This window comes from Halostagnicola bangensis (assembly GCF_054653435.1).
Genome location: NZ_BAAIGG010000001.1, coordinates 81,624 through 101,572, shown reverse-complemented (window position 1 = coordinate 101,572; position 19,949 = coordinate 81,624). Strand labels below are relative to the sequence as shown.

Annotated in this window: 15 protein-coding genes; 9 read left to right on the top strand and 6 right to left on the bottom strand. The window is 57.1% G+C overall.

Features of this window, described 5'->3' with window-relative positions:
• Nucleotides 1–2: 2 nt before the first annotated feature.
• The 4 genes from ACYQ14_RS00510 to ACYQ14_RS00495 all read left to right on the top strand — a co-directional run bounded on the left by ACYQ14_RS00510 (nt 3) and on the right by ACYQ14_RS00495 (nt 4,555).
• Nucleotides 3–557 (top strand): TlpA family protein disulfide reductase, encoded by a 555-nt coding sequence (locus ACYQ14_RS00510; RefSeq protein WP_459883728.1) that lies wholly within the window; start codon nt 3–5, stop codon nt 555–557.
• Between the two features lie 127 nt (nt 558–684).
• Nucleotides 685–1,356, top strand: a complete 672-nt coding sequence (locus ACYQ14_RS00505; RefSeq protein ID WP_459883725.1) for a cytochrome c biogenesis CcdA family protein — start codon at nt 685–687, stop codon at nt 1,354–1,356.
• Nucleotides 1,357–1,716: 360 nt separating this feature from the next.
• Nucleotides 1,717–3,570 carry a bacterio-opsin activator domain-containing protein gene (locus ACYQ14_RS00500; RefSeq protein ID WP_459883723.1) on the top strand — a complete coding sequence of 618 codons (1,854 nt, stop codon included), beginning with the start codon at nt 1,717–1,719 and terminating at the stop codon, nt 3,568–3,570.
• Between the two features lie 283 nt (nt 3,571–3,853).
• Complete coding sequence (locus tag ACYQ14_RS00495; RefSeq protein ID WP_459883720.1) at nt 3,854–4,555, top strand: helix-turn-helix domain-containing protein; 702 nt, start codon at nt 3,854–3,856, stop codon at nt 4,553–4,555.
• Between the two features lie 3 nt (nt 4,556–4,558).
• Here ACYQ14_RS00495 and ACYQ14_RS00490 read toward each other — a convergent pair whose 3' ends face one another.
• Together ACYQ14_RS00490 and ACYQ14_RS00485 are read right to left on the bottom strand one after the other, a co-directional pair.
• On the bottom strand, nt 4,559–4,732 hold the full coding sequence (locus ACYQ14_RS00490) for a DUF5786 family protein (RefSeq protein WP_283838313.1): 174 nt from the start codon (nt 4,730–4,732) through the stop codon (nt 4,559–4,561).
• A 369-nt stretch (nt 4,733–5,101) separates the two neighbouring features.
• On the bottom strand, nt 5,102–7,165 hold the full coding sequence (locus ACYQ14_RS00485; protein WP_459883717.1) for a cation:proton antiporter domain-containing protein: 2,064 nt from the start codon (nt 7,163–7,165) through the stop codon (nt 5,102–5,104).
• Between the two features lie 840 nt (nt 7,166–8,005).
• Here ACYQ14_RS00485 and ACYQ14_RS00480 point away from each other — a divergent pair.
• From ACYQ14_RS00480 to ACYQ14_RS00470, 3 genes are all read left to right on the top strand, one after another.
• Nucleotides 8,006–8,143 carry a hypothetical protein gene (locus ACYQ14_RS00480; protein WP_459883715.1) on the top strand — a complete coding sequence of 46 codons (138 nt, stop codon included), beginning with the start codon at nt 8,006–8,008 and terminating at the stop codon, nt 8,141–8,143.
• The gene (gene glmS, locus ACYQ14_RS00475; protein WP_459883712.1) at nt 8,143–9,957 is read left to right on the top strand and encodes a glutamine--fructose-6-phosphate transaminase (isomerizing); all 1,815 of its coding nucleotides are present in this window, start codon (nt 8,143–8,145) and stop codon (nt 9,955–9,957) included. The genes ACYQ14_RS00480 and glmS overlap by 1 nt, the downstream gene beginning before the upstream one ends.
• Before the next feature lie 690 nt (nt 9,958–10,647).
• The gene (locus tag ACYQ14_RS00470) at nt 10,648–10,857 is read left to right on the top strand and encodes a DUF7563 family protein (protein ID WP_283838317.1); all 210 of its coding nucleotides are present in this window, start codon (nt 10,648–10,650) and stop codon (nt 10,855–10,857) included.
• 115 nt (nt 10,858–10,972) lie between these two features.
• On the opposite strand, the gene glmM is transcribed toward ACYQ14_RS00470, so the two are convergent.
• Entirely contained in the window at nt 10,973–12,289 is a 1,317-nt protein-coding gene (glmM, locus tag ACYQ14_RS00465) for a phosphoglucosamine mutase (protein ID WP_459883709.1), read from the bottom strand.
• Nucleotides 12,290–12,731: 442 nt separating this feature from the next.
• On the opposite strand from glmM, the gene ACYQ14_RS00460 reads away from it, so the two are divergent.
• A complete protein-coding gene (locus ACYQ14_RS00460) occupies nt 12,732–13,013 on the top strand; it encodes a MarR family transcriptional regulator (protein WP_459883707.1) in 282 nt (93 codons plus the stop codon).
• Nucleotides 13,014–13,093: 80 nt separating this feature from the next.
• Here ACYQ14_RS00460 and ACYQ14_RS00455 read toward each other — a convergent pair whose 3' ends face one another.
• Both ACYQ14_RS00455 and ACYQ14_RS00450 read right to left on the bottom strand, forming a co-directional pair.
• Nucleotides 13,094–14,104, bottom strand: a complete 1,011-nt coding sequence (locus ACYQ14_RS00455; protein ID WP_459883704.1) for a lipid II:glycine glycyltransferase FemX — start codon at nt 14,102–14,104, stop codon at nt 13,094–13,096.
• 1 nt (nt 14,105) lies between these two features.
• Nucleotides 14,106–15,725, bottom strand: coding sequence for an alkaline phosphatase family protein (locus tag ACYQ14_RS00450; protein ID WP_459883702.1), 1,620 nt, complete (start codon nt 15,723–15,725; stop codon nt 14,106–14,108).
• A gap of 222 nt (nt 15,726–15,947) precedes the next feature.
• Between ACYQ14_RS00450 and ACYQ14_RS00445 the strand changes: the two genes are divergently transcribed.
• On the top strand, nt 15,948–17,063 hold the full coding sequence (locus tag ACYQ14_RS00445; protein ID WP_459883699.1) for a DegT/DnrJ/EryC1/StrS family aminotransferase: 1,116 nt from the start codon (nt 15,948–15,950) through the stop codon (nt 17,061–17,063).
• 64 nt (nt 17,064–17,127) lie between these two features.
• Here ACYQ14_RS00445 and ACYQ14_RS00440 read toward each other — a convergent pair whose 3' ends face one another.
• A complete protein-coding gene (locus ACYQ14_RS00440; protein WP_459883696.1) occupies nt 17,128–18,801 on the bottom strand; it encodes an ATP-binding protein in 1,674 nt (557 codons plus the stop codon).
• Nucleotides 18,802–19,949: the final 1,148 nt, after the last annotated feature.

Below are 19,949 nucleotides of genomic sequence, written 5' to 3'. Positions count from 1 at the left end.
CGATGCGTCGACGGGATCTCCTCGCAGGACTGGGAAGTGTGGGGGTACTCGCCAGCGCTGGCGCTGCGGCAATGTACGGCGTCCCGTCTGTCTCGGAACTACTCGAGGACGATGAGGGCGAGGTGCGTCACGACCCGGTGTCGATACAGACCATCGAGGCGACCGGGAGTGAAGCCGGCGAGATCACCGTTCCGGACGAGAATCAGGTCATCTTCGTCGACCTGTTTGCGACGGACTGTAGCCCCTGTCAGGCTCAGATGCCTGACCTCCGCGAGGCGCACGACCGGCTCGGCGATCGAGTCCAGTTCATCTCGGTCACCAATCAGAGCGAAGAGGTTGTCGATGACGACGATATCGCCGAGTGGTGGGACGAGTACGACGCAAATTGGACCGTTGGACGAGATAGTACGTCCGATTTGATCGTTCACTACGGTGCAGGGACGCCTATCGGCCTCGCGTTCGATTCCGCTGGATACCTCCGGTGGGAAGAGTCAGGCCAGAAGACGACGGACCAGGTTGTCACCGAACTCGAGGCGATCCTCGAGGACGACGAATAATCACGTATGACTGCTACTCGCGTTCAATGGATAGCCAATCACCACTCGCGTTCAATGGATAGCCAATCACCACTCGCGTTCAATGGATAGCCAATCACCACTCACGTTCAATGGATAGTCACATTCGATGATCGACCCTACCCTCGCGTCCGCAATCGGGTTTGCGTTTACAGCGGGTATCGCAACGTTCTTTTCACCGTGTGCGTATCCGCTTCTCCCGGGATACGTCGGATTTTACGTGAGCCAATCGGATGGCAACCGCTCGTCGCTGAGCGGCTCGGTTCTTCGGGGGATCGTCGCTGGGACCGGCGTTTTGGCAACGTTTGCGGCCCTCTTTGGTGGGGCATACTGGGTTGGGCAAAACATTCTTAGCAGTATGACGGTGCTCGAGCCTCTGGTCGGTGGGGTTCTCGTCGTCTTTGGATTCCTCGTTTTATTGGATCTCGCACCGTCGGTATCCCTAGCGCTCCCCAAGCGTCCCTCCGGACTCACTGGATTCGGGATCTTTGGCGCTGGCTATGCGCTGGCAGCGGCTGGCTGTGTTGCACCGGTATTTCTCGGCGTCGTTACTCAGGCGATGTCCATGGATCTGGTCCCGGCGGCGCTCGTTGTCGGTTCCTATGTCGGAATCGTCGTCGTGTTGATGATCGCGTTGACCGTCGCGACCGGCGTCGGACTCGTCGCGAATGCTGGGTGGATTGTGAGGCACACAAAGACGATAGAACGCCTCGCCGGTGCCGTCATGATAATCGCGGGACTCGGGCAGGTATATCTGGCATTTTTCGTCAATACATACTGAACTCCGCTATACTGGCCCCGACGCGTATACTGACCCTGACGCGTCTAGTGGACTCGACTCGCACACCGGCAGACGCGGATTTCACTCGAACCGATCACGGTATTTCTCACCTATCGACTCGCCCCGCTCGGAACACACCTCGGTTCCGGTGAATAATCGCTGTTTAGCGGATGTGACTGGCTTACACGGCAGTAGCTATTTCACTGTCGGGGAGGTCAGATATCGCCATGCGGTAATCGCTTCCTACCTTCGATTACGGTGTTGATAATTAATCTCTCAGCGGGGAAATAGGGGAGACGTGCCCGTTGGGTGTGACGAGAGAGTTCGGCGATTAGCTTTCAAAATCGGAGGTGTCGGACGGTGACTAGCGGTCAGAGGTTGCCGACAGCAGGTAGTACGATCGTACTAATCGGCGACCTGTCATCAACCGTCGACATCGAGGATGGTTTGCACACGTGTCCCGATATCGGCTCGGTTATCAGTGTCGAATCAGTCGATACCGCACTCGATATCCTCGAGAGCGTCTCGGTACAGTGTCTGGTGTCCGGCCTCACTCGAACCGGACAGGGTTCAGAACGAGTAGAGAACTCCGCCGAACACGACGACACGAACCAAAGCGGGAGTGACGCTGGATCACGCTCGAGAACCGGTGCTCCCGGTCGGCCGGGAGAAGAGTCAGAATCTCCAGAGCGCGACGGCCTCGGACCGTCGACCGGGTCTATCGAGAGGCTCGTCGCCGCCGCTGGTGATCGACCGGTAATCGCGGTTACGGAGGCAAACGCCGAACAGGTTCTCGAGGCCGGCGCTCACGATGTTATCGGTCCGCATACGCCGCTCGAGGCGGCTGTCGCTCGGATTCTAAACGCGGCCGAACGATATCGACTCGAGTCGATTACGGTCGCTGGGCCGACTCCGCCATCCGAATCGCTTACGACTCTCGGGTCGATCCCATCGGATCCTCAATTTTGGCCATCTTTCGAGAGCGTCATTCGTGAGGCGTCGCTCGCTCACGACGACCTTCGGACGGAGCGTGATCGCCTCGAATCCCTGTTGCATTGTCTGTACGCCGCGTGGTGGCGCTTGGGGCGTGCAGAATCGAGATCTCAGGTCGAGAGACGTCTCTGTGAGGCGCTCTCATCCATAGAAAACGCCGATCTGGTGTGGGTCGGTCGTCTCACTCCCGAAGTGTTGGAGGTCACTCCGGAAACCTGGGTTGGCGGACGCGACGAATATCTCAAAGAACAGTCGTATTCTCTCGAGGGGACGGACCTGTCTCCAGCGGCGGCGACAACTGCGTCCGGGTCTCGGACGCTGATCGAGGAAACGACGACGCAACCGTCTGAGTCGCGATGGGCTCGGACGGCACTCGAACACGGAATCCGCTCTATTTGTAGCGTCCCGATCGATTTTCAGGGCATCACCTACGGCTGTTTGACGGTCTGTTCGACCGAACCGGCGGCGTTCGACCAGTGGACGGTCGATAGCGTCTCTGCGCTCGCCGAGGTGGGTGGCGTTCTGATCAATCGTCTCGAGTTGCGGTCGGCGGTCTACGCTGATCAGATGGTCGAACTGGAGGTCCTCGTCGAGACCGGCGACGATCCGTTGACGGTTCTCGCCGAGTATCTCGATCAGCGCGTCGATATCGAGACTGTCGTGGCGCGGTCGACCTTCGGATCCGTGGGAACGATATCGGTTTCATCGATATCGGAGGAGAATGAGACGGCCCTGTCTTCCGCAATCGAGGGCGTTCGGTCGGTACAGACGATGACTGGGGATCCCGATTCTACGAGGATGCAAGTTCAGTTCGCCGAACGAACGATCGCTGATTCGCTCGCTGATCACGGTGCAGTAGTCCGATCGCTGGAACCTGTTGGCAACCGTGTCAGAATCACGGTCGAGCTCCCTGCGGACCGATCGGTGCGGCGAGTGGTACAATTCCTCGAGGACGAGGTATCGAACACGGAACTGATTACCCGTCGATCCGAACGTTCACCTCGAGATCAGTCTGGACGGTTCGAGGACAGACTGGAGAAGGGTCTTACAGAACGCCAGCGCCAGACGTTGGAGACTGCCTATTATAATGGGTATTTCGATTGGCCCCGAGAGCGAACCGGCGAGGAAATCGCCGACGCGTTAGGCGTTTCTCAACCGACGTTTACGCGCCATTTCAGAACAGCTCAGCGAAAATTGTTCGAATTGTTATTCGATCAGTAGTGAGGATTGATCGTATCAGTATTCCATTCTTACTCTGTCCCGAGCGCTCACCCAGTGAGTACAACTCGCGTAATAGCGTGTTTCCTTCGGGGTGAAATATACACGAAATAGCGAGCATGAATAGGTATAGCGTATAGATAATGCTATATTTCGCTGTATAGCAGTCGGATCTTTTTCCGAGGACTCGAATCGTTCGGTAGATGAGTACACGCTCAGTAACCAATTCTTACAGCGACATATTGCCGTTTTCTGTCCCGAAGCTGACTCGAACGAGGGTGATCCGATGAACACTCACGTCGCAGAGACCGAACGAACAGCAGTTATCCCTCGAGCGGAAGGGGGTATCACCGCGGAAATTCATCTCACACACCGGAAGTTACTGTGCGTTCCGACGATTAAGCGCGTTCCGACGCTTTCGATCGAACCGGACTACACGACGGACTCTCCGACCGGTCGAACGAGCACGTATCTCACCGTGTTCAGTGACAATTTCGACGCGTTTGAATCGGCCCTCGAGATCGATGACACGGTGAACAACCCCGTCCTCTACGAGCGCTGTTCCGATCACCGGGTCTACCGAGTAACACTCGCGGAATCGGTTATCCGGTTTACCCCGACCGCAGCGGCCGTCGAAGGTCGCGTTCTCGATGTCCGGAGTTCGCGGGATGGGTGGACCGCTACCGTCCGATTCCCGTCTCGAGATGCGCTTATCGGGTTTAACCAGCGGTGTCGCGAGCAGGACATTCAGGTGTCAGTCAACAACATTCGGGGTTCGGATGGCAACGATAGGTGTTTACTTCCGTTAACACGGAAACAAGCGGATTTGCTCGTGGTGGCGTACGAAGAGGGATATTTTGACGTTCCCAGAGCTATTTCACAGGAGGAGTTGGCGGCGAAAATCGGTGTTTCGAAATCTGCAGTATCGCAACGTCTTCGTCGGGGTCTGGCTGAACTCTGCCGATCGTCGATACCGACTGTGGAGTGAACCCTATTCGTCGTCTTTCATCTCGCCGAGCTGTGAGATGAGTTCGTCGGTGGATGCGCTGGATTCGACGGTCATCTTTCCGTCGTGGTCGTGTTCGTGGACGGTGACCGCTTCACCATCGTCTTCCTCTGCTGACTCTTGCTGTTGCTCGGATTCGTCGTAGCTTCCAAAACCCATGTATTTGACTTTCACCGGCCCTAAAAAGGTGTGCCGATTTGCACCCGTCGTGAGACGCCCTCACGTCACACGATAAATCGCGTTTAGTTCCGAGACACGATAGATCGCGTTTGATTCCGAATAAAGTCGCTTCTCGAGGGGGGACGATGTCGAACTGTCCAGGGAAAGTTTGATTTCGTCTCAGGGGTTCAACGTCGTCCCGGGAAGGTCGATTTCGTCACGTCGAGTTCGACCTGATACGGCGGTGTTCTCTTTCGAACTATCTTGAACCTCGAATAAAATCCTCGTAACACGACTGTCTCGGTAGATTCGGCAACCCCCTCATTCGAGCCGGATTTCACCGGAACTCCGGTGTGGTACTCTCTGCACTTACTCGATTCGGAGATACCGACGATCGTATTCGGGTTCTCCCTGTCGCGGATGGATGATGATGAACGATTCCGGCGGGAGGTTTGCCAGTCGCGCAGGCAGGTCCTCGAGTTCCGATTGCCAGCCGACGTCGCCGCGTCGCGGGGAAATACCGATGATGAGGTCGTTTTCGTCCGTTTCTTCCTCGAGTGTCGGCAGGAGGTCTCCCCACTCGTCGACGGACTCGAACTCCGTCGTGGCTTCGACCTCGACGAGATCGAACAGCCGCTCGAACTGGTATGATCTCCCTTCGACGACGAGGACCGTTATCTGGACGCCGAGACTTGCGGCGAGGCGTTTGGTCATGTGGACGGCCTCGTTGAAGCCCTCGTGATGATCCGCTCCCATTGGGACCACGACGAAGATTTGATTCGTCGTGTTGATCGGGTGACCGAGCCGCGAGATGAGGACGGGAAGCGGCGTCCGCTCGAGCACCTGATCGATAATGCTGCCGAATATCCGGTGGCTGAACGTCTCGTTGGCGTCCCATCCCATGATGATTTGATTCGCCTGCACCTCGATCGCTCCCTGGACGATGCCCGATGCGACGTTGTGGTTGACTCGAGCTTCCGTCTGGACGGGAACCTCCGCGCCCCCGCCGAAGTCCGCGACTTCGTCGAGTTCGGCCTGGACCGAGGCGACCTGTTCTTCGGTCGGTCGTTCGGTGTCCGGCTGGATCACGGTCATGACGTGTATCGGTTCAGTTCCGCGCTCTCCTTTGATTACGAAGGCGAGTTCCATCAACCGCCGTTGTAATTCGGCGTTGTGTGAAAGCGGGAGCAAGATGTTGGGGTCCTTGGGGCTGTCGTCGCCCGCCCCGACGTCACGCTCGAGTGCGAGTTGGGTCGCAGCCCGTTCGGTGAGCCACGGACTGACCAATGCGGTCACCACGAGCATCAGGACGACTGCGTTGAGGACTTCGTCGCCGAACAGTCCGGCGTCGACGCCGATGAGCGTAATCGCGAGTGCGGCCGCGGCCTGTCCGATCGAAAGGCCGAAGATGACGTTCCGTTCGTTGTTCGTGTACCCCTGAACGGTCGAAACGAGCCAGGCTGCAGCCCCCTTACAGGCGACCATCACGACGATGATGACCGCTGCGATCTCCAGTGTTTGGAAGCCGTCGAAGATAATCCCGACGTCAACTTGCATGCCGACGTGAAGGAGGAAAAACGGGATGAAAAAGGCGTTTCCGACGAACTCGATCCGGTTCATGAGTGTCCCACCCTGTGGGATCTGCCGGTTGAGTGCGAGTCCGGCGACGAACGCCCCCAGAATTCCGGAGATATCGAGTACTTCCGCGAGACTTGCGGACGCAAAAATTGCGACCATCACGAACAGGAACTCGAAGTAACTCTCTTGACTGAAGTTCTGGAAGAACCGTCTGGAAATCGGCGGGACGATGAACCAGACGGCACCGAAGAGAATTGCGAGCGAGACGAAAATCGTGGCGAACAACCACACTGAGAGTCCGTCCGCGATAGCACCGGTCACGACGGCGAGTACGATCAGTGCGAGCGTGTCCGTAAAGAGAATTCCGCCGAAGACCGCGGTTACGGCTCGGTTTTTCGTCACGTTGAGCCGGTTGGCGACGGGATAGGCGAGCAACGTGTGCGAAGCGAAGACCGACGAAAGCAAGAGCGCGGCCAGCGGGTCGAAGTCAAGGATCGTCGTGAGTGTAATCGTCCCCACTACGAACGGGAGGAAGAAACTCGTGAGACCGAAAAGCGCCGCGTTTTCAGGCGCCTCTTTAAACCCCTGCAAGTCGAGTTCGAGTCCGACGGTAAAAAGGAGGTAGATGAGACCGACCTCACCGAGGAGAATAATTGCGTCGGAGTGTTCGACGATATCGAAGACGCCCGGCCCGATGAGCGCCCCGAAAACGACGATGCCGACGATTCCGGGCTGTCCGAGGCGCTTGATGAGCAGCGGCCCAACCAGGAAGACGGCCATCGCGATAGTAAAGACAAGGACCGGATCCTCGAGTGAGAGCGCGGCGTCGGTCAGAACGAGCGGTGAAAGAGACATTCGTTAGATCACTTTTGTGGGAAAGCGGTAGTCGGCCATCGAAGGGGACTGTCGATTGCCTCTGGGATCGATAGCGCCAACTCGATCGGTATCTCTCTTGATGGCGAAGGGTGTGTACATCTGTTTCGGCATTTACCGGCAATTTTCAGCGGTTTACGCACTTCTCGCTTCGATCGACCCAATCATTGGAGAAAATGAACGGGTGGGTAATAAGTCGTAGGATTTCTGTGAGAGATTTCCTATGACTGGCAACTTTTCGGGGGAACTTTTCGACGAGAAGTTGACGATCGAGCACTCTCGTGACGAGAATTCCTATAATCGTGTTATCGACCCCATTAATTCGAGTCAGATGATTCTTCGTGTTACTATCGACTGCGTACCCTTTCTACGCTCGAGGACCTCTCATCGCGTGCGTTCTTCGTGCAGGTCGGTGAGGCGAGTAAAATTGCGTGCGCCGAAATCACTCCCAACAGGAGAGTAGGCCGGCCAAACTCCACATCTATTCGTTCACCATCGTGTTTTGTCACGACATACTCGGATTTCGTACGGAGTGTAAATTTCTCCTACTGAGCCCCGAGTCAGCCGCTAAGGCGAAGTGGACAACCGTTTCCCTATCGGTCAAACAGGTCGAGTTCCGACTGGGAGATACCGCGTTCCGTTGATGTGTCGAGAGTGATGGAAACGATTCCGTTCGAATTGAACGATCGATAGGCGCGCGTTACAGGTGTGCTACGCTCGGAGTTAGAGGATCTATAGTAATGGGCTGGGCTGGACTGTGCTATAGTCATGTCCGCGTCACGCGTCCCATCCCGAATAGTTGCCGCGGACAGCTATCCGATTATGAAACGAACGACCGTTGCTGGCGATCGAGTACAACCGCTCGATCCCGGAAAGACCCTCGCAAACTGGTGTCCGTCTTCGCGACTGTATTTCCCTCCCGAGTTTGATCGACAGGCCGTCTCCGAGGTGAGCGACTAATGTGCGGAATAATCGCCCGCGTGGGCGATGGAAGTGCGATAGATCCGTTGCTTACGGGTCTCGAGAACCTCGAGTATCGCGGCTACGATTCGGCGGGAGTTGCAGTCCAGAACGGCAGTGGTATCGACGTCCAGAAACGATCCGGAAAGGTTGCGGATCTCAAACGATCGATCGACGATGTCCCGCTCGAAGGAGCTGTCGGAATCGGCCACACCCGCTGGAGTACGCACGGTCCGCCAACCGACGAAAACGCCCATCCTCACACCGACCACGTCGGCGATATCGCCGTCGTTCATAACGGTATCATCGAAAACCACGCGACGCTCAAAGCCGAACTCGCCGAGACGGGTCACGAATTCACGAGCGAGACCGATACCGAGGTTATTCCCCACCTCATCCAGTCGTACATCGATGATGGCATGGACACTGAACCCGCATTCAGACGCGCGATAGATGAACTCGAGGGAAGTTACGCGGTGGCGGCGATGCGGTCGGGCGAGCACGTTCTCTACGCCGCCCGCCAGGGATCGCCGCTGGTCGTGGGTATCGAGGACGACGGCTTCTTCCTCGCGAGCGACGTGCCCGCATTTCTCGAGTACACGGACACCGTCGTCTATCTCGAAGACGGAGACGTCGTCATCGTCGACGGTAACGGCATCGAGTACACGGATCTGGCAGGCAACCAAATCGACCGCGAGCGTGAAACTGTCGAATGGGACCCCGAACAGGCCGGAAAAGGCGAGTACGAGCACTTCATGCTCAAAGAAATCCACGAACAGCCGACGTCGATCGCTCAGGCGATCGAAGGGCGGATCGATCCCGGCCGGGGGTCGATCGACCTCGAGGGGTTCGAGCCCGGGACCTTCGAGAACGTCGATGCCGTTCAGTTCGTCGCCTGCGGGACTTCGTATCATGCGGCGCTGTACGGATCGACGGCGCTCAACCAGGCGGGGATATCCTCAACGGCGTTACTCGCTAACGAATACTCGGTTTCTGCACCGCCGATCGACGACAACACGCTGGTGGTAGCGGTTACACAGAGCGGTGAGACTGCAGACACGTTAAACGCACTTCGTAGTGCGGATGCCGCTGGAGCCAAGACGCTGACCGTCACCAACGTAATCGGCTCGACGGCCTCTCGCGTCGCCGACGAGACGCTTCTCATCAGGGCCGGTCCGGAAATCGGTGTGGCAGCCACGAAGACGTTCTCTTCCCAGGCCGTGATGCTCGTGTTGTTGGCCCAACGAATCACAGCGGATATTACGGGTGAGCCCCGGACGGATCTTCGATCGCTCCTCGAGGCGCTGAATTCGATGCCGGCGCGGATCGAAACGATCCTCGAGCGATCTCAGGCCGAGTCGGTCGCCCGGCGGTACGGTAACTCCCAATCGTACTTTTTCATCGGAAGAGGGCTCGGATACTCCGTCGCACTCGAGGGTGCCCTGAAGTTCAAAGAGATCACGTACGAGCACGCCGAGGGATTTGCCTCCGGTGAACTGAAACACGGCCCGCTCGCGCTTGTCACACCGGATACGCCATTGTTTGCCGTCTTCACGGGAACTGAGGACGAGAAAACGATGAAAAATGCAGCGGAAGCCCAGACCCGCGGCTCGCCGGTGATCGCGCTCTGTCCGCCAGATCACGAAGCGACCGAAATGGCCGACGAACATCTGGAAATTCCCGAAACGGATCCTGCACTGGCCGGGCTTCTCGCGAACGTCCAACTCCAACTCGTCTCTTACTATGCGGCAGATCAGTTGGGTCGCCCGATCGACAAACCCCGAAATCTCGCCAAGAGCGTCACCGTCGAGTAAACCGGGAGAACTCGTATTACACTCCGTGATTTGGGGTACAATTCTTCATTCCGCATAGAAGCTTCTTTTCTAACGCATAAACTATCATGGCCATCGCTTACCAGGGTTGAGTTGCGTTTCTCTTCGTCGTCTTTTCATCCCGGAGAGCATGGTTCCCGTTGGGTCGAATCGAGGACGCTGGTGACCATAGCACGACTCGAGACTACCCCCATAGTCCCGTTCCGTACTGTGGTGTGTGTGCGGGGTTCGCGTCCTCGGTCGACGTCGGAATCGGTACCGGAGGGATTTCCCGTTGATAGGCTTGGGACTGCCCTCCATATCTAGAAGGCAACCAGTACGGTATAAACTCAACACCTGATAAACACGACCGTTGTCGCAAACGAGCGCATCGGCGTTTCCACGGAAGCGGACGGAAGTGGCGGCGACCCGTTTGGCTCCCAGACTTGACTGTACCGGTTCGAACGGAGACGGAATTGATCACATCGAATCGGTCGGAACTGTTGGCTCAAAACGGGGTGAAATAACGGATTACGGTTCGGAAATATTGAATTTCTGCAGATAGGGACGGTAACGACCTAGAATTCCGAACACTGTTTTGGTGTTATTAACGAGGACAGAAATAAAATCTCTCGAAAGCAGTCTCCGTTATGCAGCCTATAGTAAATAGTATCCTGTAGAAATGGAGGGATGATGTCGACGGAATCAACCGAAACCAAGTGGACGCCGATGACCGCCGGCCAACAGACGACAGCACCGCGTTGTGTCACCTGTGGTAACCAGGTTACACGTCAGTTCGCCCGTGTGTTCGGGGACAACCGAGATGTCGTCCACGCCTGCCCCGACTGCTCTACGTATCGAGAGATGAAGACGTCTGATTACATTCCAGAAGAAGTTCGATAGCGAGCCGTTCGCACTCGGTAGTCCGTACGAGGTTGTAACTCCTGTCGAATCAACAACTCGGTGAGCCAACACTGCGATACGAATCTCGTGCAAGGGGTGGCGCTGTATTGTGTCGTTACGCCGTTTGAACCAGTTCGGTTGCCTCGTCGAATAGTTCCGCGGCCCGCTCGAATCTGCGGGCCTGTGCCGTAACTCGAACGATGGGTTGTGTTCCACTCGCACGAAGCAGAAACCACCCGTTCGGGGTTTCCACACGGACGCCATCGCGGGTATCGACGTCGTTGTAGTCGTCGATAACACGTCTTTCGACACGCTTCATGAGGGATGCTTTTTCGTCGGATTCGATGGTACCGCGTCGAATCGGATACGTGTCTATCTCGGCCTCGAGTTCCGAAAGCGAGCCTCGGGCCGCGACCAGCTCGACGAGTTTGCACGCGGCCAGTGGTCCGTCCGGACAGAGCGTCTCCTCGGGCCAGATCCACGCCCCGCTCGGTTCTCCTCCGAAAACGACGTCATCGTCGGTTGCCCGTTGGGCGACGAACACGTCTCCAACCTTCGTTCGAACCAGAGAGGCACCCCGATCGGCGAGTGCATCCTCTACAGCCAGGCTCGTGTCAACGGGTGCCGCGACGCGGTCGCCATCGCTCGCTTCCTCTCGAGCGAACAGCGCGAGCAATGAATCCTTCGGGACGAACGTTCCGGTCTCGTCGACGGCCATCATCCGATCGGCATCTCCGTCGTGGGCGACCCCGAGATCCGCGTCGCTTTTTCCGACCAACGTCTCGAGCGCCCCGAGCGTCTCGGCCGTCGGCTCGCTTGGCCGTCCGGGGAACGCGCCGTCAGGTTGGGCGTTTAGCGTCTGGACTGAGCACCCGAGATCGTCAAGCACGCCGGCCGTGATTTGTCCCGCTCCGTTTCCGACATCGACGACGACGGAGACGGGTTCCGACACGTCGACGCTCGAGCGGACCGCCGACGCGTGTGATTCGATCGCTCCCGAAAGCGTCGTTCGACTCCCCGTCTCGTCCCACGCAGCAAACTCGTACGCTTCCGATTCGATCCGTTCGACGATAGTCGCCCGACGGTCAGGGCCGAACGCCTTCCCCGACGGCGTCCAGAGTTTGATTCCGTTGTCCTCCGGCGGATTGTGAGACGCTGTGACGACGACTCCGGCGTCGGCACCGGCCCAGCCGACTGCTCGAGCGACCGTCGGCGTGGCTGCGATCTCTCCCTCAATCTCGAGGACGTCCGAACCGCACTCACAGATCCCGGCGGCGAGCGCGTCGAGCAACATCGTGCCGCTCGCTCTGCTGTCCCGACCGACGACGATTCGATCGTATCCACTCGAGCCGAGCGCGCGGCCGATTTCGAGGGCAAGTCCTGCTGTCACGTCGTCGCCGACGCGACCGCGAATGCCACTGGTTCCGAACATACACTAAACTGTGTTCGTACAGCCGTTACTATGTTCTGACTACTCGGCGGTCGCGTGTCTCTTCGTTTTCACGTTCGGCTCGTCGCTGGTCGACAGACGGCGCTAACCGATAGGGTGAACGGCGGCTGTTGGTCAGTTTCGTCTCACGTATTCGTTTACGGTCTGGTTTCGGCCGATCGACTCGATATCTCGTCGTCCGCGAGGTTCGGTGCCCTGAAGTTCAAAGAAACCTCGACGTGTGTACGCCTTGAGAGCGACCGAGTGCGTGTTCCGAACTGGCCTCGAATTCCGACTTGTGCACGCTCCAAATTTGTAGTTGCCACCTACGGATTGGAACGACCAAAGCGGTATTATTCTCTCGCGTTGGTGTTTCTCTCGAGCGGACGGGATCGGTCGAGAACGCTCTCGGTAGCAGCTAGCTCGCCCGTCGATCAACACCACAATGACCTCATCCAACACCACGGACGTTCGAGAGGGAGTATCCAGCGTCGACACTCCGAGCGGCGAATCGGCCCTCACGGCGCTTTCACCGAGTGCGAAATTGGTTTATAAGGTACTCGAGTATGAGGGCCCGATGACCCAAGAGGAGATCGTCGCCGAGTCGCGTCTCTGTTCGCGGACGGTCCGATACGGGTTACGAAAGCTCGAGAACGAGGCGATCGTCGATAGCCGAGTCAGCCTCGACGACGCACGACAGTCGGTGTACCAAATCGGCGAGTGCTAACCGTCTGTCCGAGTACGGGATTGCTCGAGTTGTCCTGAATGTCGCCAGAGAAGAGGCTCGAGAAACTGCGAGATCGAACCCTATCGGAATTTTCGATACTGATCGATCAGGATGTCCATCCCGTAGGAGCCGTCCGTAATGGTATACTGGGACTGGAGTTCGGGGTTGAATTTCGCTTTGTACCGGTTGATACTCGGCACGCCCGCACCGACGAGGTCGTACGCTTCGAGGCCGTCCTCCGCGCCGTCTCGAATCACGTGCCAATCGAGGACGTCGTTGATCGAGACGTCCACGTCCATATCCGGTTTCACACCGCCTTGCCATCTGTACCGCGTCGTCTGGGACTCGACGACGAGAATGCCCCCGACGAACTCTCCCTCGACGCGGCAGACGTAGGGCCGTATCGCCCCGTCCGGAAGCAGTTCGTATAACGCACGTGCGAAGTCGTTGTTCATCTGGTAGGATCGTCCCTGACTCTCGTAGCGCGACCGGACCTGATCGACGATGCGGTCGATATCGTCGATCGTCCCCTCTTCGACGACGTACTGGTCCTCCGGGGCGTTTCGGATGTTGGACCGCGCGTCGCTGCTGAACTGATCCAACAGGTCGTCAGTCGACCGCTCGAGATCGAGGACGTACGTGTAGCCGGGTGCGACATCGTACTCATTCCAGGTGAACGGGCGAACGTCGGGAAATTCGGCGGCGACGAATTTGCTGTAGACGGGCGATAGTTCGGTTTCGATCCACTCGAGACAGCCGTCGAGAAATCGTTTCGTTCGTCGGTCAGCTTTGCGCTGTTTGAGTTTGTCGACGTTCAACAGTGCGGGGCCGAGATAACACGACCAGGAAAACGGGGCCGGCGAGAACACCCCCGTGATCGGCCCCTTGTTGTACTCGAATATCGGGAAGAGCCCGACTGCTTCCTGTCCTTTGAATCCGGCCAAGAGGTGTGGCTTCGTCCCCGAATCCGCCGCCTGCAACTCAAGGGCCTCGGCTCGAAAGAACGGGTTTGTTCCAGGGGACCGCTCGACGTAACGGTTCCACTCGGACGCGTCTGCCTCCGGGTCGAGGACGCTGATTTCGATGCTCATCTTAGAGATATCCGAGATCGGAGAGTCGATCTTCGACAGCTCCGTCTTCGGTCGCCGTGATCGGTTCCGGTTCGTACGCCGGATACTCCGTCTCATCACCCGGGTCGACGATGGGGAGAACCTCGCCGTCCATCGCCGTGTCGATGGAGACATCGAACAACGTACATATCGTCGGGGCGATGTCGAAAATCGTCGCATCCTCGAGCGTGATGCCCTCGTCGAACGCCGAACCCGCAGCGGCGACGATACCTGTCCGCTTGTGGTTCCAGGGCTCCATCGGCTCGCCGAACTCCGTTTTCTCGAGGTCGGCGACGATGGCGTTGTCGAAACCGGCCGGAACGGTCAGGATGTCTGGCGCGTTCTCGAGTTCCGGGCCGTGGAAGTACGTCTCCCGCGGTTCTACCGCCTCGAACATCGGTTCACCGTCGGGCGTTCGCAGGGCTCGCAATTCGTCGATCAGCTCGGACCGGAACGACTCGTACTCCTCGGACGGCACCTGCCCGTTCGGTTCGCGTCCCTCGAGGTTGATCCTGAGACCGAGCTCGCTTTTCGAGCGGACGTAGACGGTCGAATTCGGGAAGTCCACCTGCTCGCTGGCCGCACGAATCATATCGTTCGGAACTCGCTTCCCGATCGGTTCTTTCAACCCGACCATCTCGAGGGTGTTCGCGGCCCGCTGCGTGGTAATTCCGAACTTGGCGGCGAGATTCATCGAGCGTTCGATCGCACCCGGCTTGTGATCGCCGGGCTCATCTCCGTCCAGGAGGTCGTTTCGCCATGCCTGTGACCAGTCCGGCATTCCTTCGCCGCCGCTTTGACCAACTACGTCTCCGCGGTTTCGAAGGTACTCGTTGACGCGGAATTCGTGGCCCTCGACCGTTCCCATTCCGTGGTCACTGACGAGCAATACGTTCTCGGGGTCGACCGCCTCCAGCGTCTTTTCGATCTCTCGATCGACGGCACCGTACACTGCCTCGATCGCCTCCGCATCGCCGGGGCGTTCGTGGAAGACGGAGTCGGTTTGCTGGAATTGGACGAACCCGAACCCGGGTTCGAAGCGTCGACAGAGGTATCGAAACGCCTCGCCGCGCCGTTCGATCGTTTCCTCGTAGCCGGCGATTTCTCCGTCGGAATAGTTCCCGCCCTGTGGATACACCTGGTAGCCACCACATTCTTCTTTGATGTCCTCGAGGATTCCGTTCGGGTGACAGTCCGGATCTTCCGGAGCCGTCATTCCCGGAACGAGTGCGCCGTCGAATTCTCGCGGCGGATGCGTAACGGGGACGTTCACGACCACACTCGAGATGCCGCTTTCACTGAGGAGTTCCCACACCGCTCGCTCTCGAACGTGTGAGGAATTGACGACGTCCCAATCGTAGCCGTCGAACGATAGAAAATCGAAGACGCCGTGTTTTCCCGGGTTCTTTCCGGTGTAGATCGACGGCCACGCGCTGGCCGTCCAGGGCGGAATCTGCGACTCGAGGGGACCGCTCGATCCCCCTTCGACGAGTCGTTGTAACGTCGGTGCAGTTCCAGAATCGAATAACGGCTGCAATACCGGGAGACAGCCGGCGTCAATGCCGATGACGAGGAGTTCACAATCGTCGTCCGTACCTTCCATACCCTCGCAGTTAACCGTTTTCGGCTTTGTTATGCGATGGCTGGGAAGGCGTAGGGACACGCTTCTCACCAGCTTTGCTTCACTCCCGAGTTGGGGTATACGACAGTAGGGAGTGCCTGTGTCCGCTGAGAAATTGGTACCCACACAATCACTAAGACGGTGACCGTTCAGTACTCCGTACGTGGTGGGACCTCGTATGATCGTCGACATGGTGCTCGATCTATGATCAGTGCAACACCGTCGCTCTCCGTTTGGTCGCTATCGAGCCATCATCCTGCGGATTTTGAGTCACTTATCGAACAGTTCGCTACGGAGTATGCCTTTTACGGTGCAGGAAAGGTTGCGCTTCGTGACGGCCTCGAGACGATCTCGGTGGCCAGTCAAAACGTCCTTATTCCCGCGTACCTCCCCGATGCAGTCGCAGAACCGATCGTCGAAATCGGACTTGAGCCACGATTCTACGCCGTTACGGAGTCCCTCCATCCGAACGTCTCCGATATACGCAACCGGATCGACTCGGATACTGCCGCGATCGTCTCGGTTAACTATTTCGGCTTTCCACAACCCGGTCTCGAGACGATCGCAGAGCTCACTGACGAGTACGATTGTTATCACGTCGACGATAACGCTCACTCACCGCTGAGTATGCACGATGGGACATTGCTCGGAACCGACGGTGATATCGGGATAACGAGTCTCTGGAAGCAGTTCCCGGTTCCGAACGGTGCCGTACTGTATCTCAACGATACTGCTATCGTCGATGACTACGCTCCATCAGCGTACGAAGGCGTTCGGGAACATCTCGACGTCAGCGACTGTCAGTTTCTGCTTAAATCGATCGCATTCGAACTGTTCGATCGAAACACTCGCGTTCGTGAATCGATAGACACACTCATCTCCGGAAGCGGGTTGGGACGAGTGACGGCATCCCCTCGAAACCGATACGAGAACGAGAAATCGCAGATGTCCAAACTGACTCATCGGGTATTTGCGGACGCAGACCCCGAATCGATCCGATCCAACCGACGCGAGAATTTTCGCACGTGGAACGAGGTTCTCGATTCCCGATCCGACGTCGTCCCGATTTTCGATTCGATGCCGGAGGGCGTTTGCCCGCAGGTCTTTCCCGTCCGCACAGCAGACTCATCCGAGTTCATCCGGCAACTAGAGCAACTGGGTGTTGACGGGGCCAACACGTGGCCGCGCCTGTCGGAATCCGTTCGGGACAATCCGGCGTACGAAACCTCGAACCTGCTCTCGCGGTCGACGGTCGTCCTTCCGGTCCACCAACACATCGAGTCGTCCGCTATCGAGGCCGTTGGTGACGCCCTTCGTTGATACCCACTCTGTTATCGATCCTTTCCTAAAAAAAGCACGTATTCCAGGCCCCGCCCGGTAGTTCTTATTCCTCTTCTGTCGTCGCCGTCAGCGCAGCGAGGATTTCATCCTCCAGTTGATACGCTCGTTCGGACGGCCGAGCGAGCACCCCCTGAGTTCTGAGCTCAGAGAGCAGACTCTGTACTGCGACGGGCGACCGATCCACGCGGTTTCCCACTTCGATAGTCGTTAGCGGGCCGGATTCGGCCAACGCCTTGATCACCATGCGACTCGTCTCGAGTGAACACCGAGACTGATCGCAAGCGACGGTGAGGCGGTCATCGATAGCCGTCGTCTCGAGCAGTTCGTCGACGTCCTGCTTTTCGTTTGCGACGATAATCTGTGAGTCTGCGACCGTCAACCCGTCTTCGACGTCCGCGTAGCCGAATTCGAAGTCGTCCGCATCGGCCTGAACGATCGATTCCTCCCGTGGGCTCCCATCGAACTCCTCCTCGAGTTCGCCGATTCGATCTTTTAGTGCGCTATTTCGCTTGGCGAGGTTTTCCGTTCGACCGCGTTGGGCCTGAAGCTTATCCTCGAGGATATCGATAACGTGATTTTTCTCCTGAATCTGGTCCTCGAGTTCCTCGTGTTTCGTTTCGAGTTCGACCAGTTCGTCGTGCAATCGGCGAATTTCGTCGTTCGACTGGGGGAGTTCCGTCTGGACGGTGTCCGGATTTTGCAAGGCCTCGGCCATCTGTTGGGCGACGCTCGAGATGTCACGTGCGTTCGCGAGTTCCTCCTCGAGTTCCTCGATTCGGTCGTCGCGCTTGTCGAGTTTTCGCTCGAGTTCCTCGATGCGGCTTTCCTCTCGTTGCTTGCGCTCGGAGATTTCCTGAAGGTCGCCGACGAGGGCGTCGGAAACTGATTTGAGTTCCGGTCGTTCGAAATCGTCGAGGCCGGGTGTCGCGCCGGCGTCGAACGTGCGCTTGCGTCGAAACTGGATCTTCCGAACGTCGACATCGTTCCAATCGGTCTGGACGTACGCCTGGCCGTCACCCAGTTCCGAGACGAGTTCGGAGTACTCGCTGTCGATAATTCGACCGACGACTTTGGTGTCGTTCTCCCAGGTTAGCCGGTGCCAGACGAGCCAGTTCGCCTGCGTGATGAAGTCTTTCTTGACGTCGGCGGGCCGCTGGCTGATCCCCAGGATTCCCAGCCCGTGTTTTCGCCCGCGCTTACCGATCTTGATCAGGAGTTTTCCAGTTTCTCCCATTCCACCCCCCTCGGGGATGTACTCGTGGACTTCCTCGACGACGAGCAAGAACGGTTTCTTCAGTTTCTTTTCCTTGACGAACAACTGGCGAGCCGTCTCCCGGAGCAGTTCGCTCGCGACGTCTTCGTCGAGGTAGCCGGAGACGTCCAGAATAACGGGGACGTTCTCCTCGAGTGCGAGCGACGCCATTTGCTCTGCGTGTTCCGGGCCGATCTGGATGTCACACTCTTCGTCCGCACCGGCGTGGAGCATTTCATACTCCTCTTTGAGACCGTAGTACTCCCCGTCCGTGTCGACGATCAACAACGGATACCCGGCCTCGAGCAGTTCCTCGGCGATCACCGAGGCGGTGTTCGATTTCCCGCTCCCGGACTTTCCGGTCACGAACCCTCGCCCGGTCAGCAGTTCGACGACGGGAATCGTGACGTCCGTTCCGTCCGACGCCTCGCCGACGACGACCTCTCGAGTCGTTTGTTCACTCACTGTAGCACACCCCCATTCGCGCGCGCCTCGTTCATTATGTGAATACTTCTGTCACGGAACCTTGAATATTCGCCTCGAGCCCCAATCGTTTTGGTTTACTAAGGTGTTCGACCGGTAATGGCGCTCGTTCATGAGATTTGATAGGAAATGGACATTCCGTGTACACGGTATGCGAAGTGTAGAATGTCTATTATGTGTGGGATGTCTATTGTGTATAGAATTTGTGTTATGTGTGAAATGTTTGCACTGTGTAAAATTTTAGGACCGTGTACAATGTGTGGTGCTTGAAGGTTGCCCGTTCTGTGTAATTGGTTACAATGTGTAGAATGTCTAGACGGTGAATACAGTGCAACGTTATGGCCTACGATAGCATTATCCGATCATGGATCGGGTTGATGGGAAAACTCGAGAGTGAATACGTCGCTGACATCACCGTAATTCAGCGGTGAGCGTCGCTCTGCAAAGGTTCATTTCACCCGTCACGTTTGATGGAGATCTCGTTGGACTGTCGTTGTTGAAATGTTTACACAGTGTGAACCGTGTGAACGTTCAGGAGAATACACTGCTGAGCTCGGACAGTAATTATCGGTCCTCACGAGGATATCCGCTCCGAATTGCTGAGATTCGCCGAATCACTTCTAAGACTTCTCAGACGGTGTAGGACGTGTACACAATCTTCACTGTGTGTACCGTCTTCACTGTGTGTACTGCCTACACTCTGTACATCGCTTACACTGTGTGTGTGTCACCTACACGTTGTGTGCCGTCTACATTGCATGCGACATCCAAACTGCATGGGATGACTACGATGTATGCGAAGTCTACAACTTCTGAACGTTCTCTGATGTCCCTGTTACCGTCTATTCTGTTGGTAGCTCATCGGCTGTGGTGGGATTTGCGAGTTTGAACCGCGGACGCTGTGTGGAACGCATAGACGGTATACTTTGTTTGCACATTGTAGACTGTTCACACTGTTTAGAATGTCTTCGATGCTCGGAACGGTTTTGCGTTTCGAACAGAGTTAGCGTTCGTCGACCTCGATTTCTCCTGTTCGTTCCGTTGTGCTCGGATTGTGGCTCGTGTCTCTCCGATTAGGCGAATGGACACTGTTTGAACAGTGTAGAATGTGTAAACATCTAAAACACTGC